The 20197-nt window shown below is 70.6% G+C and carries 18 protein-coding genes; 7 read left to right on the top strand and 11 right to left on the bottom strand.

Going from position 1 to position 20197, the window contains the following annotated elements:
* Window positions 1–194: 194 nt before the first annotated feature.
* The 5 genes from AC07AG_RS02255 to AC07AG_RS02235 are packed head-to-tail and all read right to left on the bottom strand — an operon-like array spanning window position 195 to window position 6115.
* Window positions 195–1262 carry a LacI family DNA-binding transcriptional regulator gene (locus AC07AG_RS02255; RefSeq protein WP_478750951.1) on the bottom strand — a complete coding sequence of 356 codons (1068 nt, stop codon included), beginning with the start codon at window positions 1260–1262 and terminating at the stop codon, window positions 195–197.
* Window positions 1250–2899: a glycoside hydrolase family 13 protein gene (locus AC07AG_RS02250; RefSeq protein ID WP_478750949.1), complete on the bottom strand. Its 1650-nt coding sequence runs from the start codon at window positions 2897–2899 to the stop codon at window positions 1250–1252. The genes AC07AG_RS02255 and AC07AG_RS02250 overlap by 13 nt, the downstream gene beginning before the upstream one ends.
* Window positions 2900–2948: 49 nt before the next feature.
* Window positions 2949–3827, bottom strand: a complete 879-nt coding sequence (locus AC07AG_RS02245; protein WP_478752185.1) for a sugar ABC transporter permease — start codon at window positions 3825–3827, stop codon at window positions 2949–2951.
* A 5-nt stretch (window positions 3828–3832) separates the two neighbouring features.
* On the bottom strand, window positions 3833–4843 hold the full coding sequence (locus tag AC07AG_RS02240) for a carbohydrate ABC transporter permease (protein ID WP_478750947.1): 1011 nt from the start codon (window positions 4841–4843) through the stop codon (window positions 3833–3835).
* Window positions 4844–6115 carry an extracellular solute-binding protein gene (locus tag AC07AG_RS02235; RefSeq protein ID WP_478750945.1) on the bottom strand — a complete coding sequence of 424 codons (1272 nt, stop codon included), beginning with the start codon at window positions 6113–6115 and terminating at the stop codon, window positions 4844–4846.
* Window positions 6116–6450: 335 nt separating this feature from the next.
* Here AC07AG_RS02235 and AC07AG_RS02230 point away from each other — a divergent pair, with 335 nt between their 5' ends.
* Together AC07AG_RS02230 and AC07AG_RS02225 are read left to right on the top strand one after the other, a co-directional pair.
* Window positions 6451–7482, top strand: coding sequence for a LacI family DNA-binding transcriptional regulator (locus AC07AG_RS02230; RefSeq protein WP_478750943.1), 1032 nt, complete (start codon window positions 6451–6453; stop codon window positions 7480–7482).
* 132 nt (window positions 7483–7614) lie between these two features.
* Complete coding sequence (locus AC07AG_RS02225; RefSeq protein WP_478750941.1) at window positions 7615–8559, top strand: aldo/keto reductase; 945 nt, start codon at window positions 7615–7617, stop codon at window positions 8557–8559.
* Between the two features lie 27 nt (window positions 8560–8586).
* Here the strand turns inward: AC07AG_RS02225 and AC07AG_RS02220 are convergent, their stop codons facing one another.
* Complete coding sequence (locus AC07AG_RS02220) at window positions 8587–9690, bottom strand: hypothetical protein (RefSeq protein WP_478750939.1); 1104 nt, start codon at window positions 9688–9690, stop codon at window positions 8587–8589.
* A gap of 73 nt (window positions 9691–9763) precedes the next feature.
* Between AC07AG_RS02220 and AC07AG_RS02215 the strand changes: the two genes are divergently transcribed.
* On the top strand, window positions 9764–10711 hold the full coding sequence (locus tag AC07AG_RS02215; RefSeq protein WP_478750938.1) for an aminoglycoside phosphotransferase family protein: 948 nt from the start codon (window positions 9764–9766) through the stop codon (window positions 10709–10711).
* A gap of 166 nt (window positions 10712–10877) precedes the next feature.
* Here AC07AG_RS02215 and AC07AG_RS02210 read toward each other — a convergent pair whose 3' ends face one another.
* The gene (locus AC07AG_RS02210) at window positions 10878–12380 is read right to left on the bottom strand and encodes an alpha/beta hydrolase (RefSeq protein ID WP_478750936.1); all 1503 of its coding nucleotides are present in this window, start codon (window positions 12378–12380) and stop codon (window positions 10878–10880) included.
* Window positions 12381–12590: 210 nt separating this feature from the next.
* Between AC07AG_RS02210 and AC07AG_RS02205 the strand changes: the two genes are divergently transcribed.
* Window positions 12591–13658: a YncE family protein gene (locus AC07AG_RS02205; RefSeq protein WP_478750934.1), complete on the top strand. Its 1068-nt coding sequence runs from the start codon at window positions 12591–12593 to the stop codon at window positions 13656–13658.
* A 138-nt stretch (window positions 13659–13796) separates the two neighbouring features.
* Here AC07AG_RS02205 and AC07AG_RS02200 read toward each other — a convergent pair whose 3' ends face one another.
* Window positions 13797–15092: an MFS transporter gene (locus AC07AG_RS02200; RefSeq protein ID WP_478750932.1), complete on the bottom strand. Its 1296-nt coding sequence runs from the start codon at window positions 15090–15092 to the stop codon at window positions 13797–13799.
* 51 nt (window positions 15093–15143) lie between these two features.
* Here AC07AG_RS02200 and AC07AG_RS02195 point away from each other — a divergent pair, with 51 nt between their 5' ends.
* Both AC07AG_RS02195 and AC07AG_RS02190 read left to right on the top strand, forming a co-directional pair.
* Window positions 15144–16463 (top strand): aminotransferase class I/II-fold pyridoxal phosphate-dependent enzyme, encoded by a 1320-nt coding sequence (locus tag AC07AG_RS02195; RefSeq protein WP_478750931.1) that lies wholly within the window; start codon window positions 15144–15146, stop codon window positions 16461–16463.
* A gap of 103 nt (window positions 16464–16566) precedes the next feature.
* On the top strand, window positions 16567–17106 hold the full coding sequence (locus AC07AG_RS02190; RefSeq protein ID WP_478750929.1) for a GNAT family N-acetyltransferase: 540 nt from the start codon (window positions 16567–16569) through the stop codon (window positions 17104–17106).
* 12 nt (window positions 17107–17118) lie between these two features.
* Here AC07AG_RS02190 and cynS read toward each other — a convergent pair whose 3' ends face one another.
* Together cynS and AC07AG_RS02180 are read right to left on the bottom strand one after the other, a co-directional pair.
* Window positions 17119–17589 (bottom strand): cyanase, encoded by a 471-nt coding sequence (gene cynS, locus AC07AG_RS02185; RefSeq protein WP_478750927.1) that lies wholly within the window; start codon window positions 17587–17589, stop codon window positions 17119–17121.
* A 93-nt stretch (window positions 17590–17682) separates the two neighbouring features.
* Entirely contained in the window at window positions 17683–18285 is a 603-nt protein-coding gene (locus AC07AG_RS02180; RefSeq protein ID WP_478750925.1) for a carbonic anhydrase, read from the bottom strand.
* Window positions 18286–18409: 124 nt separating this feature from the next.
* Here AC07AG_RS02180 and cynR point away from each other — a divergent pair, with 124 nt between their 5' ends.
* Entirely contained in the window at window positions 18410–19297 is an 888-nt protein-coding gene (cynR, locus tag AC07AG_RS02175) for a transcriptional regulator CynR (RefSeq protein WP_478750924.1), read from the top strand.
* Here the strand turns inward: cynR and AC07AG_RS02170 are convergent.
* Window positions 19275–20120 carry an aldo/keto reductase gene (locus tag AC07AG_RS02170; RefSeq protein WP_478750922.1) on the bottom strand — a complete coding sequence of 282 codons (846 nt, stop codon included), beginning with the start codon at window positions 20118–20120 and terminating at the stop codon, window positions 19275–19277. The genes cynR and AC07AG_RS02170 overlap by 23 nt on opposite strands.
* Window positions 20121–20197: the final 77 nt, after the last annotated feature.

The raw sequence follows: 20197 nt of genomic DNA, 5'->3' as shown, positions 1-20197 counted from the left end.
CATGCGCCGCAAAACCTTCCGCAAGACCTTGCGACGATGTTACGTTCAACCATGACTCCGGTCCGGGCGGCCGGGGGTCCCGGACAACGGGCCCCACGCGCCCGGCCGTTCGGACCGGTCATGGAACGGGGAGGCCCCGGAGCCACCATCACGACCCCGCTGCCCCGACCGGGCAGGCACCGGGAGCCTCCCTCTCAGCGCCCCGGCTGCGCCGTGGAGCCACGCACCACCAGCTCGGGCTGGAAGACGAACTCCGTGTGCTGCACCGGGTTTCCGTGCAGCTCTTCGAGCAGGGCCCCCACCGCGGCGCTCGCCATGGCCTGCACCGGCTGGCGCACCGTGGTGAGCGGCGGGTCCGTGAAGGCGATCAGGGGCGAGTCGTCGAAGCCGACCACGGAGACGTCACCGGGCACCGAGAGACCGCGCTCGCGCACCGCACGCACCGCGCCGAGCGCCATCATGTCGCTGCCGCAGACCATCGCCGTGCACCCCTGGTCGAGCAGCGCGCTGGCCGCCGCGTGCCCGCCCTCCACCGTGAACAGCGTGCGCTGCACGAGCTGTTCGGCCTCCCCCTGTTCCAGGCCGAGCAGCGCGTGCAGCGCCGCCGTGAACCCCTCCGCCTTGCGCAGCGAGGGGACGTAGCGGGTCGGGCCGATGGCCAGACCGATCCGCTGATGGCCCAGGTCGACGAGGTGGCGCACCGCCATCCGCGCGGCCGCGCGGTCGTCGGGCGAGACGAAGGACACCGGGATGTGCTCGTTGTAGCCGTTGATCAGGACGAACGGCACTCCGCGGGCGTGCAGTTCGAGGTACCGGGTGGGATCGGCCGTGGTGTCGGCGTGCAGCCCGGAGAGGAAGACGATCCCGCTGACCCGGCGCTCCTCCAGCTGCTCGACCAGCTCGTCCTCGCTGGCGCCGTCCGGCATCTGGGTGCACAGCATCGGCGTGTAGCCGTGCCCGGACAGGACCTGCTCCACGACCTGCGCGAAGGCGGGGAAGATCGGGTTGCTGAGCTCGGGTATGACCAGGCCGACCAGGCCCGCGCTGTGCCGCTTGAGCCGCATCGGCCGCTCGTAGCCGAGCACGTCCAGGGCGGCGAGCACCCGGCGCCGGGTGCCGGCCGCCACCCCCGGCTTGCCGTTGAGCACCCGGCTCGCGGTGGCCTCGCTGACGCCGGACTGGGCCGCGAGGTCCGCGAGCCGCGGGGCGCCCCGGTCCGACCGGTCGGCGTCCCGCGGCGGGGAGAGGGTCACACCGCCCACCAGACGGTGGTGTCGGCGGGCAGCTCGATCTTGCCGTCCGCGGTCTCCACTTCGGCGTTGGACAGGAGGATCCGGCCGGGGGCCGGGATGCGCACCGCAACGCCGGTGGTGTTGGCCGTGCACACGAAACCGTCGCGGCGGAAGGCCAGTACGCCCTCGGGGGCATCGAGCCACTCCAGCGAGTCGCCCGCACCGAGCCCCGGCTGCTCCCGGCGCACGGCAAGGGCGCGGCGGTACAGCTCCAGGGTCGACGCGGGATCGCCGGTCTGCGCCTGGACACTGAGCTCGCCCCAGCCTTCGGGCTGCGGAAGCCAGCTGCCGCCCGCGCCGAATCCGTAACTGGAGCCGTCGGTGGTCCACGGGATCGGCACCCGGCAGCCGTCGCGGAACCCGTCCTGCCCGCTCGCCCGGACGAACGAGGGATCCTGCCGCACCTCGTCGGGCAGCTCGGTGACGTCCGGCAGCCCCAGCTCCTCGCCCTGGTAGACGTACGCGGAGCCGGGCAGCGCCAGCATCAGGAGCGAGGCCGCGCGGGCGCGGCGCAGGCCGAGCGCGCGGTCGCCCGCGGTGCGCAGCTGGGTGCCGAGTCCGGGCGGGTTGGCGAACCGCGTGGCGTGGCGGGTGACGTCGTGGTTGGAGAGCACCCAGGTGGCCGGGGCGCCGACGGGACGCATCGCGGCCAGCGACACGTCGATGACCTCGCGCAGCTCCGTGGCGTCCCAATGGGTGCCCAGGTACTGGAAGTTGAAGGCCTGGTGCATCTCGTCCGGGCGCACATACGCGGCCGCGCGCTCGACGGTCGGGGTCCACGCCTCGGCGACGAGAATGCGCTCGCCCGCGTACTCGGTCAGGACCTTGCGCCAGCTGCGGTAGATCTCGTGCACGCCGTCCTGGTCGAAGAACGGCATGACGTCGTTGCCGAGCAGCTTGAGTTGGTCGCTGCGGCCGATGTCGGGCAGACCTTCGGCCTTCACCAGGCCGTGGGCGACGTCGACGCGGAAGCCGTCGACGCCCATGTCGAGCCAGAAGCGCAGGATCGAGCGGAACTCGTCGTGGACGGCGGGGTGTTCCCAGTTGAAGTCGGGCTGCTCGGGGGCGAAGAGGTGGAGGTACCACTCGCCGTCCGGCGTCCGCGTCCAGGCAGGACCGCCGAAGACGGACTCCCAGTCGTTGGGCGGGAGTTCACCGTTCTCGCCCTTTCCCGGGCGGAAGTGGTAGCGCTCGCGCAGGGGCGAGCCGGGGCCCTCGCGCAGGGCGCGCTGGAACCAGTCGTGCCGGTCGGACGAGTGGTTGGGCACCAGGTCGACGATGATGCGCAGGCCCAGGTCGTGGGCGTCCCTGACCAGGGCGTCGGCGTCCAGGAGGCTGCCGAACATCGGGTCGATCGCGCGGTAGTCGGCGACGTCGTACCCGGCGTCTGCCTGCGGCGACGAGTAGAAGGGGCTGAGCCAGACGGCGTCGACGCCCAGGTCCCTGAGGTAGGGCAGGCGGGCGCGGACACCGTCCAGGTCGCCCATTCCGTCGCCGTTGCCGTCGGCGAAGCTGCGCGGGTAGACCTGGTAGATCACCGCGCCACGCCACCAGTCCGTGTGGGTGCCGGAGGCGGGGGCTGCAGGGGCAGCGAGATGCTGGGTCATGTCTTCCCTGAGATCGAGAGGTCGAGTGCGAGGGGGGTTGCGTGCCGTGTCAGGACTTCGTCGCGCCGGCCGTGAGGCCTGAGACGAGGTGGCGCTGGACGAAGCCGAAGATCACCGCCGCGGGCACCGCGACGATCACGGCCGACGCGGTCAGCGAGCCCCAGTCGCTGGTGTACTGATTGACGAAGGTCTGCAGGCCGCCCGCCAGGGTGAGGTTCTCCTCGCCGGTCATGAAGGCGGAGGCGTACGCGACTTCGGCCCAGCCGGTGATGAAGCTGTAGAAGCCGGTGACGGCGAGACCGGGCTTGGCCAGCGGCACGATGAGCCGCCAGAAGGTGCCGAACGGGTTGAGTCCGTCGACCCGCCCGGCTTCGTCGATCTCCACCGGGATGGTGTCGAAGTACCCCTTCATCATCCACGCGCAGAACGGCACGGCGATCGTCAGATAGGTGACGACCAGGCCGACGGGCTGGTTGAGCAGGCCCAGGTTCGCCAGGAGGTTGTAGAGCGGCACGATGAGCACCGCGACGGGGAACATCTGGGTGATCAGCAGGAGCCACATCAGCGAGCGCATGCCGGGGAACCTGAAGCGGCTGACGGCATAGCCGGTGGTCGCGGAGATGAAGACGCCGATCACCGTGGTGAGGCCCACGACGAGCAGGGAGTTGCCGAGCCAGCTCAGGAACTCGGTGTCGTTGACGACGTGGTCGTAGTTGCGGAACGTGAAGTCCTTGACCAGGTCGGTGGAGAACGCCTCGCTCGTCGGCTTGAACGAGGTGATCAGGAGCCACAGCGGGGGAAGCACCGCGGTGGCGGAGGCGAGGAGGAGGCCCACGTGGAGCGCGACGGAGGCCAGCGGACCGCGTTCGCCGCGCTCCCCGACCTTCGCCTTCGGCCGACTCGGGGACGGGGTCTTCCCGTCGGTCATGGTGGTCACCACACTTCTCCCTGCTTGCGGAGCGCGCGGCGGTAGACGACCGCGAAGAGCGAAAGGAGCAGCAGAATGATGACGCCCCAGGCCGCGGATCCCGCGAAGTCGCGCGGGCTGACGACGAACGAGAGCCGGTAGGCGTACGTCACCAGGATCTCGGTGGCGTCTCCCGGACCGCCCCGGGTGAGCAGGAAGATCACCGGGAACATGTTGAAGGTCCAGATGCCGCTGATCAGGATCACGGTGCTGCTGACGGTGCGCAGACCCGGCAGGGTGATGTGCCGGAAGCGCTGCCAGGCGTTCGCGCCGTCCATCTCCGCGGCCTCGTAGAGCTCACCGGGGATCGACTGGAGTCCGCCGAGCATGGCGACCAGCATGAACGGGACGCCCAGCCAGACATTGACCGTGATCACCGAGAGCTTGGCCCAGGTGGGGTCGTTGAGCCACGGGATCGCGTCGATGCCGCCACCGGCGAGGATCTTGTTGAGGATGCCGTTCTTCTCGTTGAAGAGCAGGCGCCAGGTGAAGACCGAGACGAAGGCGGGCACCGCCCACGGCAGGATCAGCGCCATCCGGTAGAAGGAGCGCCCCGCCAGCTTGCGGTTGAGCATGTTCGCCAGGACCAGGCCGAGCGTGAAGGAGATGGCGACGCAGGAGACGGTCCAGATGATCGTCCAGGTCAGCCGGTCCCAGAAGATGCCGTCGGAGAGGACGGCGGTGTAGTTGTCCAGACCGACGGACTTGTAGGTCGCCGGGATGTGGTTGACGCCGATGGTGCGCTCGACGTTCGCCTCGTTGGCGTCGGTCGTCGAGAGGTAGAGGCCGCGCACCAGCGGGTAGCCGATGATCACGCCGATCACGGCCACCACGGGGGCGACCATGGCCCAGGCGTACCAGTGGGTGGACAGCGACCTGCGCAGCCGTCCGGGGGTCTTGCCGGTCCGCGGGCCGCGGCCGCGGACGCTCTGGGCGCCCGCGGCCTTGGCCAGCGACTGGCTGCTGTCAACAGCCATTTACTTGTAGTCCTTCAGCAGCTTGCGGTAGGCGTCGCCGACACCCTTCGCCCCGTTCTCGGGGGAGGTCTTGCCGCTGAGCACCTTCTCCATCTGCAGCCGGATCGGCTCGAACAGGGCGTTGGCCTCCGGGATCCAGGGCCGCTCCACGGACTTGTCCACGGCCGGCTTGAAGAACTGGACCATCTGGTTGTCCTTGACGGACTTCACGTCGTACACCGAGGTGCGGGTGGGCAGCAGGCTCAGCTTCTCGGTGGTCTGCTGCTGCACCTTGGCCGAGCTCATGTACTTGATGAACTCGTAGCTCGCGTCGAGGTTCTTGGATCCCGCGTAGGCCGCGAGGTTCCAGCCGCCCTGCGGGGATGCCTGCCGGTCGCTGCCGCCGGGGACCGGGGCGATGCCGAGGTTGTCCTTGTCGCCCTTGAACGACTTGCCCTGCAGAGCGCCTTCGATGGACCAGGGGCCGTCGAGCGCCATCGCGACGTCGCCGTCCTTGAAGGCGTTGAGCTGGTTGTTGTAGCCGTCGCTCGCGTCGGTGGTGGCCGCCTTGGAGTCGACCAGGTCCTTCATGACCTTGAAGGCCGCGGCGCCCTGGGGGTCGTCGACGGTGATCTTCTTGTTCTTGGTGTCGAGGAGGTCGCCGCCCTCGCCGTAGAGGTACGGGAGGTAGTAGTACGGGTCGTCGCCGCGGAGGTAGAGGCCGGTCTTGCCGGACTTCGACTTGATCTTCTTCGCGGCGCTCTTCACCTCGTCGAAGGACTTGGGCGCCTCGACACCGGCCTCCTTGAGCATCTTCTTGTTGTAGAAGAGCGCCAGGGTGTCGATGGTCTGCGGGGCGGCGTAGGTCTTGCCCTTGAACTTGGTGCTTGCCGCGGCCTGCGGGAGGTAGTCGTCCGCCTTGTCCAGGGCGGGGGTGCCCTCGAGCGGGGCCAGGTAGCCCAGGTTGGCGAAGTCCGCGACCCAGGCGACCTCGGTGCGCATCACGTCGGGGGCGCCGGAGTTGCCGCCGGCGGCGTTCTTGAACTTGGCGTTGGCCTCGCCGAACGCGACGCTCACGTAGTTGACCTTGACGTCGGGGTGGAGCTTCTCGAAGCCCTTGGCGAGCTTCTCGTAGGTCCCCTTCTCGGCGTCGTTCGAGGTGTCCCAGAAAGTGACGGTGCCGGACAGCTTGCCCGAACTGTTCTTACCGCTGTCACCGTCATCGCCACCGCACGCTGCCGCTGTCAAAGCCAGGGCCGCGACCAGTGCGGTGGCCGCTATGCCACGCCGCATGTGAACTCCTTCAACTGATCCCGGAACAAGGGGAGGCGAAACCCCCAACAGAGCTGCCTCCTACGAGCCGCACTCGACGCGGCGCCGGGTTGCCAGGGAACGTAACAGGATTGAAAAGCGCCGGAAAGACCTTGCGAGAAATTTCTGCAAGGTCTGCTGATCGTTACTTCTGTGTGTCCTTACGGTTGCTCTTGCTGCGCTTGACAGGCCCCTGAGGTGGGGTAATTACTCCCCGCTTCGCCCCGAATGCCCCGCAAGTACCTTGCAGAGTCAGTACTTGCTGCAAGCTTTCACAACCAGTGGGCAAGCAGGCAGATCACCGGTACAGTCCCTGCATGACCGCACGGCTCGTCGACATCGCAGCGCAGGCGGGGGTGAGCGAAGCCACCGTCAGCCGCGTCCTCAACGGCAAGCCCGGTGTCGCGGCGGCCACCCGCGAATCCGTACTCGCCGCCCTGGACATGCTCGGCTTCGAGCGACCCACCCGGCTGCGGCAGCGCAGCGCCGGCCTGGTCGGCCTGATCACGCCCGAGCTGGACAACCCGATCTTCCCCGCGCTCGCCCAGGTCATCGCCCAGGCCCTGACCCGCCAGGGCTACACACCGGTGCTCGCCACCCAGACACCCGGCGGCTCCACGGAGGACGAGCTCACCGAGATGCTGGTGGACCGCGGCGTCTCCGGGATCATCTTCGTCTCCGGACTGCACGCGGACACCACGGCCGACATGGAGCGCTACGAAGTGTTGCGCGGCAAGGGCGTGCCCTTCGTCCTCGTCAACGGCTTCTCCCCCAAGGTGCAGGCCCCCTTCGTCTCCACGGACGACCGGGCCGCGGCCCGCCTCGCCGTCACGCACCTCGCGTCCCTCGGCCACACCCGCATCGGGCTCGCGGTGGGCCCCAAGCGCTTCGTGCCGGTGCTGCGCAAGATCGAGGGCTTCCAGATCGGCATGCGCGAACGCCTCGGGATGTCACCCGAGGACTCCGAGCAGCTCATCGAGCACTCCCTCTACACCCTGGAGGGCGGACAGGCAGCGGCGGGCACACTGATCGGCCGGGGCTGCACCGCGATCGTGTGCGCCAGCGACATGATGGCGCTCGGCGCCGTCCGGGCCGCCCGGGAACGGGACTTGGAGGTGCCGCGGGACATCTCGGTGGTCGGTTACGACGACTCCCCGCTCATCGCGTTCACCGATCCCCCGCTGACCACCGTCCGCCAGCCGGTCCAGGCGATGGGCCAGGCCTCGGTCCGCACCCTCCTGGAGGAGATCGGCGGAACCCCGGCTCCGCACAGCGAGTTCGTCTTCATGCCGGAACTGGTGGTCCGCGACTCGACCGCATCCGGCCGGTCCGAGCGTCGCGAGACGTAGGCCGTGCCCGTCGCCGGCGCGTACGCCTGTACAGGGCGGGCAGCCGACCGGACCACCGCGTACCTGAGCGACGATGGCCGGGTCCACCACGGAGCGACACGGAGCGACACGGAGCGACACGGAGGAGGAGACATGGCATCGCAGACCGACGTGCGCACCGGCCGTGTGCTGTACGGGTGCATGGGGATCGGCGGAACGTGGGACACCACGCCGTACACCGCCAAGGACATCGCCGGGGCAGAGGCCGCCGTGGAGGCCGCCCTTGAGGCCGGCGTCACGGTGTTCGACCACGCCGACATCTACCGGCACGGCAAGTCCGAGGCGGTCTTCGGGGAAGTGCTCGCGAGGTCGTCCGGACTGCGCGAGCGGATCGTCCTGCAGACCAAGTGCGGCATCCGCCTCGCCGACGGCGAACGGCCGGGGCTGTACGACCTGCGGGGGCCGAGCATCGTCCAGCGTGTCGAGGAGAGCCTCACCCGGCTGCGCACGGACGTGATCGACGTACTGCTCCTGCACCGCCCCGACCCGCTGACGGGCCCGGAGGACATCGCGAAGGCGCTCACCTCGCTGCACGGGCAGGGCCTGGTGCGCAGGTTCGGTGTGTCGAACATGAGCGCCGCGCAGATCGCACATCTGCGGGCCCACCTCGACGTGCCGCTGGTCGCCAACCAGCTGGAGATGAGCCTGGAGAGCCGCGACTGGGTCGAGGCGGGCGTGCTCGTGAACACACCGGCAGCGGCCGACAACGGCTTCCCGCACGGGACGCTCGAGTACTGCGCCGCCAACGGCATCCAGCTGCAGGCCTGGGGAGCGCTCGCCCGGGGCCGCTTCACCGGCGGCGGTGACTCACCGACCGCTCGGCTCGTCAGCGACCTCGCCGCCCGCAAGGGGACGACACCGGAGACGATCCTGCTGTGGTGGCTCCAGCGGCACCCGGCCCGGATCGCCCCGGTCATCGGCACCAGCCGCCCCGAGCGCATCCTCGCCTGCCGGGACGCCGTGCACCGCGAACCGGAGCTCACCCACGAGGAGTGGTACGACCTGTGGGTCACCGCCCGCGGGGGCCCGCTGCCGTAGGCGCCGGGCAGCAGGCGCCAAGCGCTCCTACAGACGCCGGATGATCTGTGCCCCCACCCTCTCGACCGGCGTACGGCTGTAGACATGCACCAGGGCAAGGTGGAAGAGCGCCGGAGCCAGCGGGGCCCACCGATGGATGCGGTCGTCCCGCAGGACGTACTTGATCACGGCTGCGGGACGGAACGGCACGTAGTCGATGGTCTGGTGCTCCCATCTGTCCGCCACTCCCCTGCTCATACGGGCCTGCAGGTCCTCGCGGGTCAAGTCCTTCAGGCGAGCGTAGAAGTGGGCGCTCCAGTGGCGCTTGTCGATGTCCAGGACGAAGGCGAGCAGTTCGAGCGAGTACTCGTGCGGCTCGACGGCCAGTTCCTCGCGCATGCCGCGCCGGGCCACCGCGTGCAGGTCCGGGGCGCTCCTGCCGGACGAGTCGATGTGCCGGGACATCCCTTCGTTGACGGAGGAGTTCCACACCCCCGGTGCCATTCTGACCCGGTCGCTGCGCCGACTGACGACGAGCGTGTCGTCGGCGGTCACCACCGCGACGTTCACCGCGAAGCTGCACTGCAGGAACGCGGGGGCCCGCAGGGGGTCGTCCGGGTCGAGATGGCGGGAGCGGGGTGTCGTCCCGTCGGCAAGTCGGCGGTCCAGTTGCTGGGCGGCGAGAAAGGTGTAGTAGTCCGTCGGGCGCAACCGCAGGTGCACTTCCGGCTGCTCGTCGAGTGCGGTCCGCGAGACGTCGAACGACTCGACGGCGTAACGAGGGCCGTTCCACAGCGGTGTCCGGCCCTCGGCCCGCAACCGTGTGCTCTCCTCCTCGATCTCCGCACGCCACGCGACCATGTCGGACGGCAGCTCGATCTCCTCGTCGAGCACCTGGATGTAGACGGCTTCGGCGGGGATGGACGACTCGCCGTCCCCCTCCACGATCAACGCCGAGGTGTGGAGCGGCCCCACCGAGAAGGTCCTCCAGGCAGGGCTTGACTCCTCACGCTGCCTCAGGCTGCGTACCGCGCGCGTGGAGCGCGTACGCAGGCGGTACCAACCGTTCTGCAACGGCTGCTGGAACAGCACCGCGAACAGCATCCCCAGCATCGCGCCGACGACTCCATTGGCTACATCTATCCCGCCCATGCCACGCAGCGTAGAGGGATGTTGATCACGGCGGGCGTCAACTCCGCTGATTCCGGCGGCCATTATGGATGCCGTGCCCAAGCCGGCCGTCTACGTCCAGCCCCTCGTGAGCCAGAAAGCCCGCAGCCTCGGAGCCCTCGGTGAGCAGTGGCTGGCCGAGCTGCCCGGTCTCATCCGTGAGCTGGAGCGGCGCTGGTCCATCGAGGTCGGGCCGTCGCTGCCCGGCGGGACCGCCTCCTACGTGGCGCGGGCCCGGACCGGGGACGGGCGGGACGTGGTGCTCAAACTCTCCCTTCCCGTAACGGACTTCGCAGCCCAGGTGCAGACCCTTCGCCTCGCGCGGGGCCAGGGGTACGCCGTGCTCCTCGCCCACGATCTCGACCGTCACGCGATGCTCCAGGAAGCGCTCGGTCCTTCGATGGATCGGCTCGGTCTCGCCCCGCGGCAGCAGATCGAGACGTTGTGCGCCATGCTCCAGAGCGCTTGGCGGGTGCCTCGCGTCCCGGGGCCAAGCGTCGACCCGGCCCAGGAAAAGGCCCTCGCCCTGGGCGAGTTGGTCGGGCGGCTGTGGGAGAGCCTCGGCCGGCCCTGCTCGGAGCGGGTCCTGGCGCAGGCCCTGACGTACGCCGAACGGCGCGCCGCCGCGTTCGATCCCGAGCGTTGCGTCGTCGTGCACGGCGACCCTCATCCGGGCAACGCGCTGCGGGTCACCGCGCCGCGGGCCGGGGCAGAGGCGGGGTTCGTCTTCGTGGATCCCGACGGGTTCCTCGCCGATCCCGCGTACGACCTGGGGGTCGTACTCCGCGACTGGTGCGGGGAGTTGAGGGGCAGGGACAGGGCTTCGGCCGTGGCGCTTGTCCGCTCGTACTGCGCGCTGCTCGCGGGGCGGACCGGGGTGGAGCCGCGGGCGGTCTGGGAGTGGGGCTTCCTCGAGCGTGTCTCCACCGGGCTCTATGTGCTCGGCTTCGGTGCGGAGGAGCTCGGTCGGCCGTTCCTGGACACGGCGGAGTTGCTGGCCTGAAGAGGGGCTGCGCAGCGCCGCCGCCCCCATGTCCTTCGAGGAACAGCCTCAGGCGAGCCCCCCGGTCGCTCCCACACCACCAGCGACGGGCTGCGGTCGGACGCCGTACGTCCGGAGGGAGGCCATCGATCCTCCGGACGACCGCGCGGCCCGTCTGCTGTCCCGTCTAGCCGCAGTACTTGTCCCGGCTCGGCCGCTCGCCCGTCGCCAGGTAGTGGGAGACGGTCCGGTCGCCGCACGCATTGCCGTTGTCGAGGTAGGCGTCGTGTCCGGTCGAGTCCACCGTCACCATCGTGGCTCGCGCGCCCAGGGACGTGCGGAGCTTGAGGGCGCCGCCGAGCGGGGTCGCCGGATCGCGTTCGTTCTGGATGAGGAGGATGTTGGACGGGCCGCTGTCGGTGATCCGCACCGGGGCCTCCTCCGGCTGGAACGGCCAGGCCGCGCAGGGCATCGCGTTCCTCGGCATCCCCGCGGTCAGGGGGTACTTGGACCGGCTCTCGGCGACCTCCTTCGCGTACGCGCCTGTCGACCCGGGCCACTCGATGTCGTTGCAGAGGACCGCGGAGCCCACCGCGACGGCGTTCTGCAGCACCGCCTCCGGGGGAGCCTGCGGCGCGGGCAGGACCGTGCCCTTCCGGGCGGCCAGGATCAGCTTGGCCAGGCCGGGGAAGTCGTCGGGGTCGTAGAGCGTGTTCAGGAGGGTCTGGCGCAGGACGTTTCCGTTGAGCTCCTCGGGGTTGGCGCCGGGCCATGGGATCGGTTCGCGGTCCAGCTCGGCGGCCAGACGCAGGAAGAGCGGGCGCACCTCGGCAGCCGTCCGGGCCAGGCGGTCCGGATTGCCGGGCGCCGAGGCCCACTTGGCGAACTCCGGGAAGGTGTCCTCGACGCCCTGCTCGTGCCCGGCGAGCCAGCCGCGGGAGACCCGCGCGGGGTCGGGGTCGTCGTTGCTGTCGAGGACGATCCGGTCGGTGCGGTGCGGGAAGAGCTGGCTGTAGACCGCGCCGACGTAGGTTCCGTACGAGACTCCCCACGCGGAGACCTTCCGCTCGCCGAGCGCCGCGCGGATGCGGTCGAGGTCGCGGGCCTGGTTGGCGGTGCTGATGTGGCGGATGAGGTCGCCGCCGTTGCGTGCGCAGGCGTCCGACACCCGCCGGGCGGCGGTCATGTTCCCGGTGATGGAACCATCGGGAGCGGGCCAGGGGCGCAGTCCCGTCGTCGCGAGGTCGGCTTGGCCGAGGCCACAGCTGACCGGGGTGGAGCGGCCGAGGCCACGGGGGTCGAAGCCGATCAGGTCGTAGGCGTCCCGGACCGCCTGCGGCAGCTTCTGGCCCTTGCCCGAAGGGTTGTTGATGCCGGAGCCCCCGGGCCCGCCGGGGATCAGGAGCAGTGCGCCGCGGCGGGCCGCGGGGCTCTCGGCGGGGATGCGCGAGACGGCGATGCCGATCCGCTTGCCCTTGGGGTGGGCGTAGTCCATCGGGACTTCGACGGTGACGCACTCCTGGCGGGGGTCGAGACCGCTGCCCTTGCACGGCTGCCAGTCAAGGGACTTGGCCGTGGCGGGAGTGATGGGGACGGCGGGCGTGGAGGCCGTCGCGGCCAGCGGCGCCGTCAGGCCGAGGACGGCCGCGGAGGCGGCGAGCAGGGCTGCGTTTCGCTTGATCTTCGTCATGGGACGAGCCTGGCCGATCCTTTACGGCCGCCACATCCTCCCAACTGTCTTATGCGGATGGGGGTTTGCCCCCGCCTTCCCCCTAGGGGACGCAGGGTCGGATGTGGCGGGCGCCACACAGATCAAGGTATGTGACTTAGGTTAGGCTAAGCTAAGTTATCGAGTGCTCGCCTCTTCCGGAGGCGCTTCTGCCAAGGAGATTGACGCAGCATGACCTCACTCACCTGCCGCATCCGCCGTACCGCCGCAGTCGCCGTGGCCCTCGCCGCGGGCAGCGCGCTGGCCCTGACCGGCACCGCGTCCGCGCAGCCCGGCAAGACCACCGGCAAAGCGTCCGGCTCGACCGTCGAGTCCGCGCCGCTCGTGAAGGGGCTCTACCAGTCCGCGTACTCCGAGCGGAACAACGTGCTGTGGGCCACCTCCGCGGTGGGCCGACCGCCCGTCACCACCTCCAGCCTCCTGAAGGTCGACCCGCGCACGCTGAAGGTGAAGGAGACTTACACGCCTCCGGTCACCAACGCCGAGACCGGCGCCGTCGAGGCTGTCTACGGAGTCGCCGTCGACGACGAGCACAACACCGTCTGGACGACGAACACCCGCGACAACTCCGTCGCCGTCTACGACCAGCGCACCGGCAAGCACCTCGTCTCGCTGCCCGGCGTGAACCACGCCCGTGAGGTCGTCGTGGACGCCAAGCACAACACGGCGTGGGCGAGCAGCTTCGGCGACGGCACCGTCGTGGCCTTCGACACCCGCACCTTCAAGGAGAAGAAGCGCGTCACGGTCGAGGGATCGAGCCCGACCGGCCTCGCGGTGAACGCACGGACCGGCGCCGCCTACGCGGCCGACCTCAACGGCGACCGCATCATCGAGATCACCCGGAAAAGCGAGAGCCCCCGCCTCATCCCCACCGGTGACGGCCCGATCTCCATCGCGCTCTCCAAGGACGGCCGCACCGCCTACACCGCCGACCAGGCCGCCGGCGGCCTCTCGGTCGTCGACCTCAAAAAGGGCACCGTCACGAAGTCCGTGCCGACCGGCGCGGGCGCCCTGTCCGTCGCCACCGACCGCCGCTCGGGCAGCGTCCTGGTCGCCAACCGGACCCCCGGCACCGTCACGGTCGTCGACCCCGCCAAGGGCGCCGTCGTGGAGACCCTGGCCACCGGCGCCAACCCCAACCACGTCCAGGTGACGGACGGTACGGCGTTCGTGCTCGACAAGTCCGGCACCGGCCCCGAGGGCCAGGACCAGGCGCACCGCATCCGCATCGGCCGCTGAGGCTCGCGACAGCTGATGTTCGCGGCACCTGCGGCTCGCGGCCTCTGAGGATCAGGCCGCTCCGCACCTCCCCAAGTCCGGCCCGCCACCCACCCGTGGCGGGCCGGACGCCGTCACCGGTCGGTCGCCGGTGAGGGGCTACGACCCGAGCCGCTGGCCTCGTTCGCGCAGCGCGCCGCGTGCCTCCGCGGGGCCGCCCGGCCTGCGCAGCCTCGTACGTACGAGATGGCTCTGCGCCGCGACGGTCGCGATCACGCCCGCGCCGAGCAGCGGCCAGGCGAAGGGACCCGCGGCGATCACGGCGGTGACCAGGAGCGGTCCCCCGCTGCGCTGGGCGGACGAGGAAAGGCCGTGCACCCCGAGGTAGGCACCCTGGGCGTCATCGGGGGCGAGCGCGATGGAGAGCTCCCAGGACGCGATGGCGTGCAGGATCTCCGCGAAGGTGAACGCGATCGCCGCGACCACCAGCGCCGTGACGGTCGGCCAGATGCCACCGGCCACCGAGGCGGTCATGGCGGCGCAGCCGACGACGAAGCACGCGGCGAGCGGCACGAGGAGCCCGCGGGCCTTGTCCGGCGTGCTCCCGAAGCGGGACAGCGGGACCTGGCAGCAGACCACGAGCACGCAGTTGAGGACCATGAGCAGCGGCGCGAGACCGTGCGGGGCGTCGGTGGCGTGGACGATCCACAGGGGCATGCCGACCTGCAGCACCGCGTCGTCGAGGAAGAGCGCCGCCTCGGTGGCGGTGAACAGCAGGTAGGGGCGGTCGCGCCAGGGACTGGACGGCCGGGCCCGCGGGGCCGGTGCCGTGGAGTCGGTGACCACCCGGGAGGGGGAAGGCGGTTCGGCGCAGCGCAGGGTGAGGACCGCGGCGGCGAGGAAGCTGAGGACGTTGCCGATGAGCAGGACCTGGTAGGCGTGGGTGGTGCCGACGGCGAGGGCGAGCGCACCGGCCAGGCCTCCGATGGCCCAGCCCGCGTTGGAGACGGAGCGCTGCACTGCTTGGTACTTGGTGCGGTCCGGGCCCGCGATGCGGGCGGCGTACAGCTTGGTGAGGACGTTGGACCCGCGATCCGCGAGGCTGCTGACGGCCGAGTAGACGAGGAGCAGGGAGAAGTTGTCCGTGGTCAGCAGCGCCAACAGGGCGATGGCCTGCTGGACTTGGGCGCCGATGATGACGCGGGTGACGGGGAAGCGGTCGGCGAGGTGGCCCGCGAGCGGTGCGCCCGCGATGCCGACGGCCCCCGAGACGCCCATGAGCACGCCGACCTCGGCGACGGAGAGCCCGGTGACCAGGGTGAAGTAGAGGGCGGCCGCCCCCATCCAGAGTCCGGTGCCCGCCTTGTTGATCAGTGCGATCCAGAGCATGCGGCGGCCGTCGACACCCCCTGGTATGCGTGCGTACAGCGCGGCCCGCCTGCGGCTGAGGCTCACCTCACCACTCCCCCTTGACTCCGGCTTTTGTATTGATACATACTTGATTACGTGGCAGCACAATATGCGATCAGTGGCGCGACCGCCAAGGGAATCACCTCCTCCGTCGAACAGGCCGTGACCGAGGGCGGTTTGGCGCCGGGTGACGCGCTGCCTCCGGTGCGCAGGCTCGCCGACGATCTCGGGGTCAGCGCGGGGACGGTGGCGACTGCCTACAAGGAGCTCCGGCAGCGCGGGATCGTCGTGACGCGCGGGCGCGGCGGAACGGTGGTGGCACAGGCCCCGGCCGTCGGAACACGCCGGCCGCCGAAGGTGCCGCAGGGGGTGCGCGACCTGGCGGGCGGGCATGCGGATCCGGCGCTGCTTCCGGTGCTGCTGCCGCCCGACCGGGTGGACCCCGTCAGCGGTTCGCACCGCGGTTCGCCGCGCCGTGCGGAGCTTGAGGAGCTGGCCCGCGCGTGGTTCGCGCGGGACGGGGTGCCCGACGGCCGGGTGACCTTCGCGCACGGGGCGCTCGACTGCATGGCGCGGCTGCTGTCCGTGGAGTTGAAGCCCGGGGACGCGGTGGCCGTCGAGGACCCCGGGTTCCACCATCTCCTCGATCTGGTACCGGCGTTGGGCCTTCGCATGGTGCCGGTGGCGGTGGACGACGAGGGGATCAGGCCCGATGCGTTGCGCGGTGCGCTGCGGGCCGGGGTCAGGGCCCTGGTGTGCAGCCCTCGCGGACAGAACCCGATGGGTGGCTGCTTCTCGGAGGCACGGCGGGACGCCCTGCTCGGCGTTCTCGGCGGTTTCCCTGACGTGCTGGTCGTCGAGGACGATCACAACGCGGACATCGCCGGGCCGCCCGCGTACTCGCTGGCCGCCGGCGGACTCGAACGCTGGGCGCAGGTGCGGACCGTGTCCAAGCATCTGAGCGTCGACCTGCGGTGGGCGGCGCTGGCGTGCGATGCCACCACGCTGGCCCGGCACGAGGGGCGGATGCTGCTCACTTCGGGGTGGGTCAGTCACGTACTGCAGGAGACGGTCGAGCGCACGATGGCCGATCCCGCCGCGCGAGCGCTGGTGGGGCGGGCCGAGCGCGCCTACACCGAGCGGCGCCGGGCACTGATCGAGGAGCTCGCGCGGCGCGGGATCCCGGCGCGCGGGGCGAGCGGGATGAACGTGTGGGTGCCGGTGCGGGACGAGTCCGCGGTGGTCAACGGACTGCGATCGCGGGGGTGGTGGGTGGCCGCGGGGTCACGCTTCCGTATCGCCACGCCCACCGCCGTACGGATCACCACCGCCATGCTGGAGGTGGCGGACACGGCGCCGCTCGCCTCGGACTTCGCCGCGGTGCTCGGCGAGTCCGAGGCCACGTACGGGGGTTGATCCGACGGCGAGCGGGACAATGGACACGGCGTCCGCCGTCCCGCCTCGCCAAGGTCCGCTCCCCCGTGATCCGCTCCCCGAGTTCCACTCCCCGAGGTGCCCGATGATCAGCTGGCGTCGACTCGACGAACCGGACTTCCCTCTGCTGCGGCGGTGGCTGGAGCAGCCGCACGTCGCGCGCTGGTGGAACCACGAGACGTCGCCCGAGGCGGTGGAGCGCGACTTCGGCCCGGCGGCCCGCGGAGAGGAGGCGTCGGAGGATCTGCTCATGCTGCTCGACGGCGAGCCGTTCGGCCTCGTCCAGCGCTACCGCTTCGCCGACTACCCCGAGTACGGCGCCGAGTTGGCCGGCCAGGTGGAGATCCCCCGGGGCGCCATGTCCATCGACTACCTCATCGGGGATCCCCTCCGGGTCGGCCAGGGGCTCGGCACGCGCATGATCCGGGCGGTCGTCGAGGCCACCTGGACCGACCACCCCGATGCCACCGCGGTGCTCGTCCCCGTGCATGCGGGCAATCGCGCGTCCTGGCGCATCCTGGAGAAGGCGGGCCTGCGGCGGGTCGCCGACGTGTCACTGGAACCGGACAACCCCATCGACGACCGCGCCCACCACCTCTACCGAATCGACCGCCCCACGGACTGAGCCGCGGGCGGCTCAGAAGGGCTTGGTCGGAAGGTACTTGCCGTCCAGGGTGATGACGGCGCGCTCCCCGCCCTCCGGGTCGGCGACCTTCTTCACGTCGAGCCTGAAGTTGATCGCGCTGATGATGCCGTCGCCGAACTCCTCGTGGACCAGGGCCTTGAGCGTGGTGCCGTAGACCTGGAGCATTTCGTAGAAGCGGTAGATGGTCGGGTCGGTGGGGATCCCGCCGGGGATGGAACCACGCGTCGGAATGGTCTGGAGCAGCATCGCCGCGTCGGCGTCCAGACCGAGGAGCTCGGCGACGGCCTGCGCGGCCGGCTCCGGCAGGGCGTGCTGGCCGAGCACGGCGGCGGTGACGAAGGCGACCGAGTAGCCGGTGACGTCGGCTATCTGCTGCCAGGACAGATCCTTGCGCACCTTGGCCTCGACGGCGGTGACGGCCAGGGTCTGGCGGGCGGCGGGGTCGAACTGGGCTTGCGTCATGGGAAGACTTCCTTACGTGGTTGACGTGATGGGGGTGACGGGCGTGATGGGGGTGACGGGCATGGTGGGCGTGGTGGCGTCGTCGCGTGACGGTCAGGCGTTGACGGCGGCGGCGTCGAGTTCCTCGACCGTGCCGGTGGGGATGTCGTAGACCCAGCCGTGCAGCGCGAGCGTGCCCCGGAGCAGGGCGCGGGCCACCGAGGGGTGGGTGGCGAGGTTCGCCAGCTGGGCCCGCACGTTCTCCCGTACGAGGTCGGCCAGCTGTTCCGTACCCGGCCCATCGGAGTCCCCGGCGCGGACCCTGGCCAGGGAGGCGTCCGCGTGGCGCAGCCAGTCGGCGACGGCAGGCAGGCCGCCCAGGTCGTGCTGCTCGGCGAGTGCCGTCATCGCCCCGCAGGCGGAGTGCCCGCAGACGACGACGTCCGTCACGCCCAGGACGGCGACGGCGTACTCGATGCCGGCCGCCACCCCGTCCGAGCCGGGTGCGTAGGCGGGCACGAGGTTGCCTGCGGTCCGGATGACGAACAGCTCACCCGGCTCGCTCTGGGTGAGCAGCTCCGGCACCACCCGGGCGTCGGAGCAGCCGATGAAGAGCGTCGTCGGCGTGTGGCTGTCCGCGAGGTGGGTGAAGAGGTCCGCCTTCGCCGGAAAGACGTCGCGCCGGAAGCGCGCGACACCCTCGGTGAGGTCCTGCATGGTCACTCCCTTCGGTGGCATCGGCCCCGGTGGGGCTGACGAGATCCACCATGCATGACCTGGACCTATAGCGTCCAAGACGTAATTGCCATACCAGTCATCGATGCCATCTATAGTTGAGGGCATGGCCTTGGAACTGCGCCACCTGCGCTATCTGCTCGCCGTCTCCGAGCACGGCAACTTCACCCGCGCCGCCGAAGACCTGCGCATCTCCCAGCCGACCCTCTCCCAGCAGATCAAGCAGCTGGAGAAGTCACTGGGCGTCCAGCTCCTGGACCGCACCGGCCGCAGCGTGCGCCTGACCGACGCCGGGGAGGCCTACGTCCCCTACGCGCGCCGCGCCCTGCGCGACCTCGCCGCAGCCGAGCGCGCCGTCCTCGACGTACAGGACCTGACCCGTGGCCACCTGCGCCTGGCGATGACACCGACGTTCACGGCCTACCTCATCGGTCCGCTCATCGCCCGGTTCCACACCCGCCATCCGGCGATCAGCCTCGACGTGCGCGAGATGAACCAGGACAGCATCGAGGCCGCGCTGCTCGCCGACGAACTCGACCTGGGAATCGCCTTCAGCGCGGACCACCTGCCCGGCATCACCGGAACGGCGCTGTTCACCGAGACCCTCGGCCTCGTCGTGGGGCCCCGCCACCCGCACACGGGACGCGACGAGGCACTGCCCGTGCGGGAGATGACCGACGGGCTCGAACTGGCCCTGCTCAGCGGCGACTTCGCCACGCGCGGCCACATCGACGCCTACCTCGCCGCACACCAGGTACGGCCGCGCATCACCGTGGAAGCCAACTCGATCAACGCCCTGACGGAGATCGTCCACCGCACCGGCCTGGCCACGGTCCTGCCCGACGCGCTCACCCGCGACCACCCCCACCTGCACCCCGTCCCGCTCACCCCGGCACTGCCCGCCCGCACGGTGGTGCTCCTGCGCCGCGACAGCGCCTACACCAGTGCCGCGGCGCAGGCGCTGACCCGGCTCATCCGGCAGTGGGAAGCGTGATCCCGTCGAGGCGCTCGCGCTGCTCGTCGCTCAGCCGCAGGTCCCCCGCGGCGACGTTCTCCGCCAGGTGGTCGAGCGAGGCGGTGCCCGGAATCGGTAGCACGACGGGTGAGCGGGCGAGCAGCCACGCCAGCGCGATCTGCGCCGCGGTGGCGTCGAGTTCGGCCGCGACGGCAGCGATCTCGGCCGTCGCCGTCGAGGCCGCCGGGTGGACCGGACGCCAGGGCAGGAAGGCGATCCCGGCCGCGTCACAGGCGTCGAGCACGGCCTCGTGCTCGCGGTCGAGCAGGCTGTAGCGGTTCTGCACGCTGGCCACGTCGACGATGCTCCGCGCCTCGTCGAGTTCGTCGACGGTGACCTCGGACAGGCCGATGTGGCCGATCTTTCCCGCGAGTTGGAACTCCCGCAGCGCGCCGAGCTGATCGGCGAGCGGGACCTCCGGATCGAGGCGGTGCATCTGGAGCAGCCCGATCCGCTCGACGCGAAGCCTGCGCAGGGCCTGCTCGACCTGCTCACGCAGGAACTCCGGCCGTCCGTTGACCGAGGCCTCTTCGCCCGGCCGTGGCCGCTCGATGGCGACCTTGGTCGCGATCAGCAGGTCGTCCGGATAGGGATGCAGCGCCTCGACCAGAAGTTCCTCGTTGGCGCCCCAGCCGTACATGTACGCCGTGTCGATCAGTGTGATGCCCAGTTCGACGGCCCGCCGGGCCACCGCGACGGAGGCCTCCCTGGCCGCCCCGGCCTCGGTCGCGAGGCGCATCGCCCCGAACCCGATCCGGCGCACGCCGATCTCACCGCCGATGCGGAAGGTGCTCGATGTCATGTGTCGCGTCCACCCCTCAGTCGACGCGCCACGTTACCGGCGAACTGACCGCGCCGCGTGTGCGGAATAACTTCGCG

The organism is Streptomyces sp. NPDC044044 (assembly GCF_056434405.1).
Note: the sequence above shows the minus strand (reverse complement) of the source record. Positions and strands in the feature narration are given on the sequence as shown.

Coding starts and splice junctions, on each gene's coding strand:
- cynR (WP_478750924.1), top strand. CDS start 18,410: ATGGCCTTGGAACTGCGCCACCTGCGCTATCTGCTCGCCGTCTCCGAG.
- AC07AG_RS02245 (WP_478752185.1), bottom strand. CDS start 3,827: ATGACCGACGGGAAGACCCCGTCCCCGAGTCGGCCGAAGGCGAAGGTC.
- AC07AG_RS02250 (WP_478750949.1), bottom strand. CDS start 2,899: ATGACCCAGCATCTCGCTGCCCCTGCAGCCCCCGCCTCCGGCACCCAC.
- AC07AG_RS02180 (WP_478750925.1), bottom strand. CDS start 18,285: ATGCAGGACCTCACCGAGGGTGTCGCGCGCTTCCGGCGCGACGTCTTT.
- AC07AG_RS02225 (WP_478750941.1), top strand. CDS start 7,615: ATGGCATCGCAGACCGACGTGCGCACCGGCCGTGTGCTGTACGGGTGC.
- AC07AG_RS02220 (WP_478750939.1), bottom strand. CDS start 9,690: ATGGGCGGGATAGATGTAGCCAATGGAGTCGTCGGCGCGATGCTGGGG.
- AC07AG_RS02210 (WP_478750936.1), bottom strand. CDS start 12,380: ATGACGAAGATCAAGCGAAACGCAGCCCTGCTCGCCGCCTCCGCGGCC.
- AC07AG_RS02170 (WP_478750922.1), bottom strand. CDS start 20,120: ATGACATCGAGCACCTTCCGCATCGGCGGTGAGATCGGCGTGCGCCGG.
- AC07AG_RS02235 (WP_478750945.1), bottom strand. CDS start 6,115: ATGCGGCGTGGCATAGCGGCCACCGCACTGGTCGCGGCCCTGGCTTTG.
- cynS (WP_478750927.1), bottom strand. CDS start 17,589: ATGACGCAAGCCCAGTTCGACCCCGCCGCCCGCCAGACCCTGGCCGTC.
- AC07AG_RS02230 (WP_478750943.1), top strand. CDS start 6,451: ATGACCGCACGGCTCGTCGACATCGCAGCGCAGGCGGGGGTGAGCGAA.
- AC07AG_RS02205 (WP_478750934.1), top strand. CDS start 12,591: ATGACCTCACTCACCTGCCGCATCCGCCGTACCGCCGCAGTCGCCGTG.
- AC07AG_RS02240 (WP_478750947.1), bottom strand. CDS start 4,843: ATGGCTGTTGACAGCAGCCAGTCGCTGGCCAAGGCCGCGGGCGCCCAG.
- AC07AG_RS02190 (WP_478750929.1), top strand. CDS start 16,567: ATGATCAGCTGGCGTCGACTCGACGAACCGGACTTCCCTCTGCTGCGG.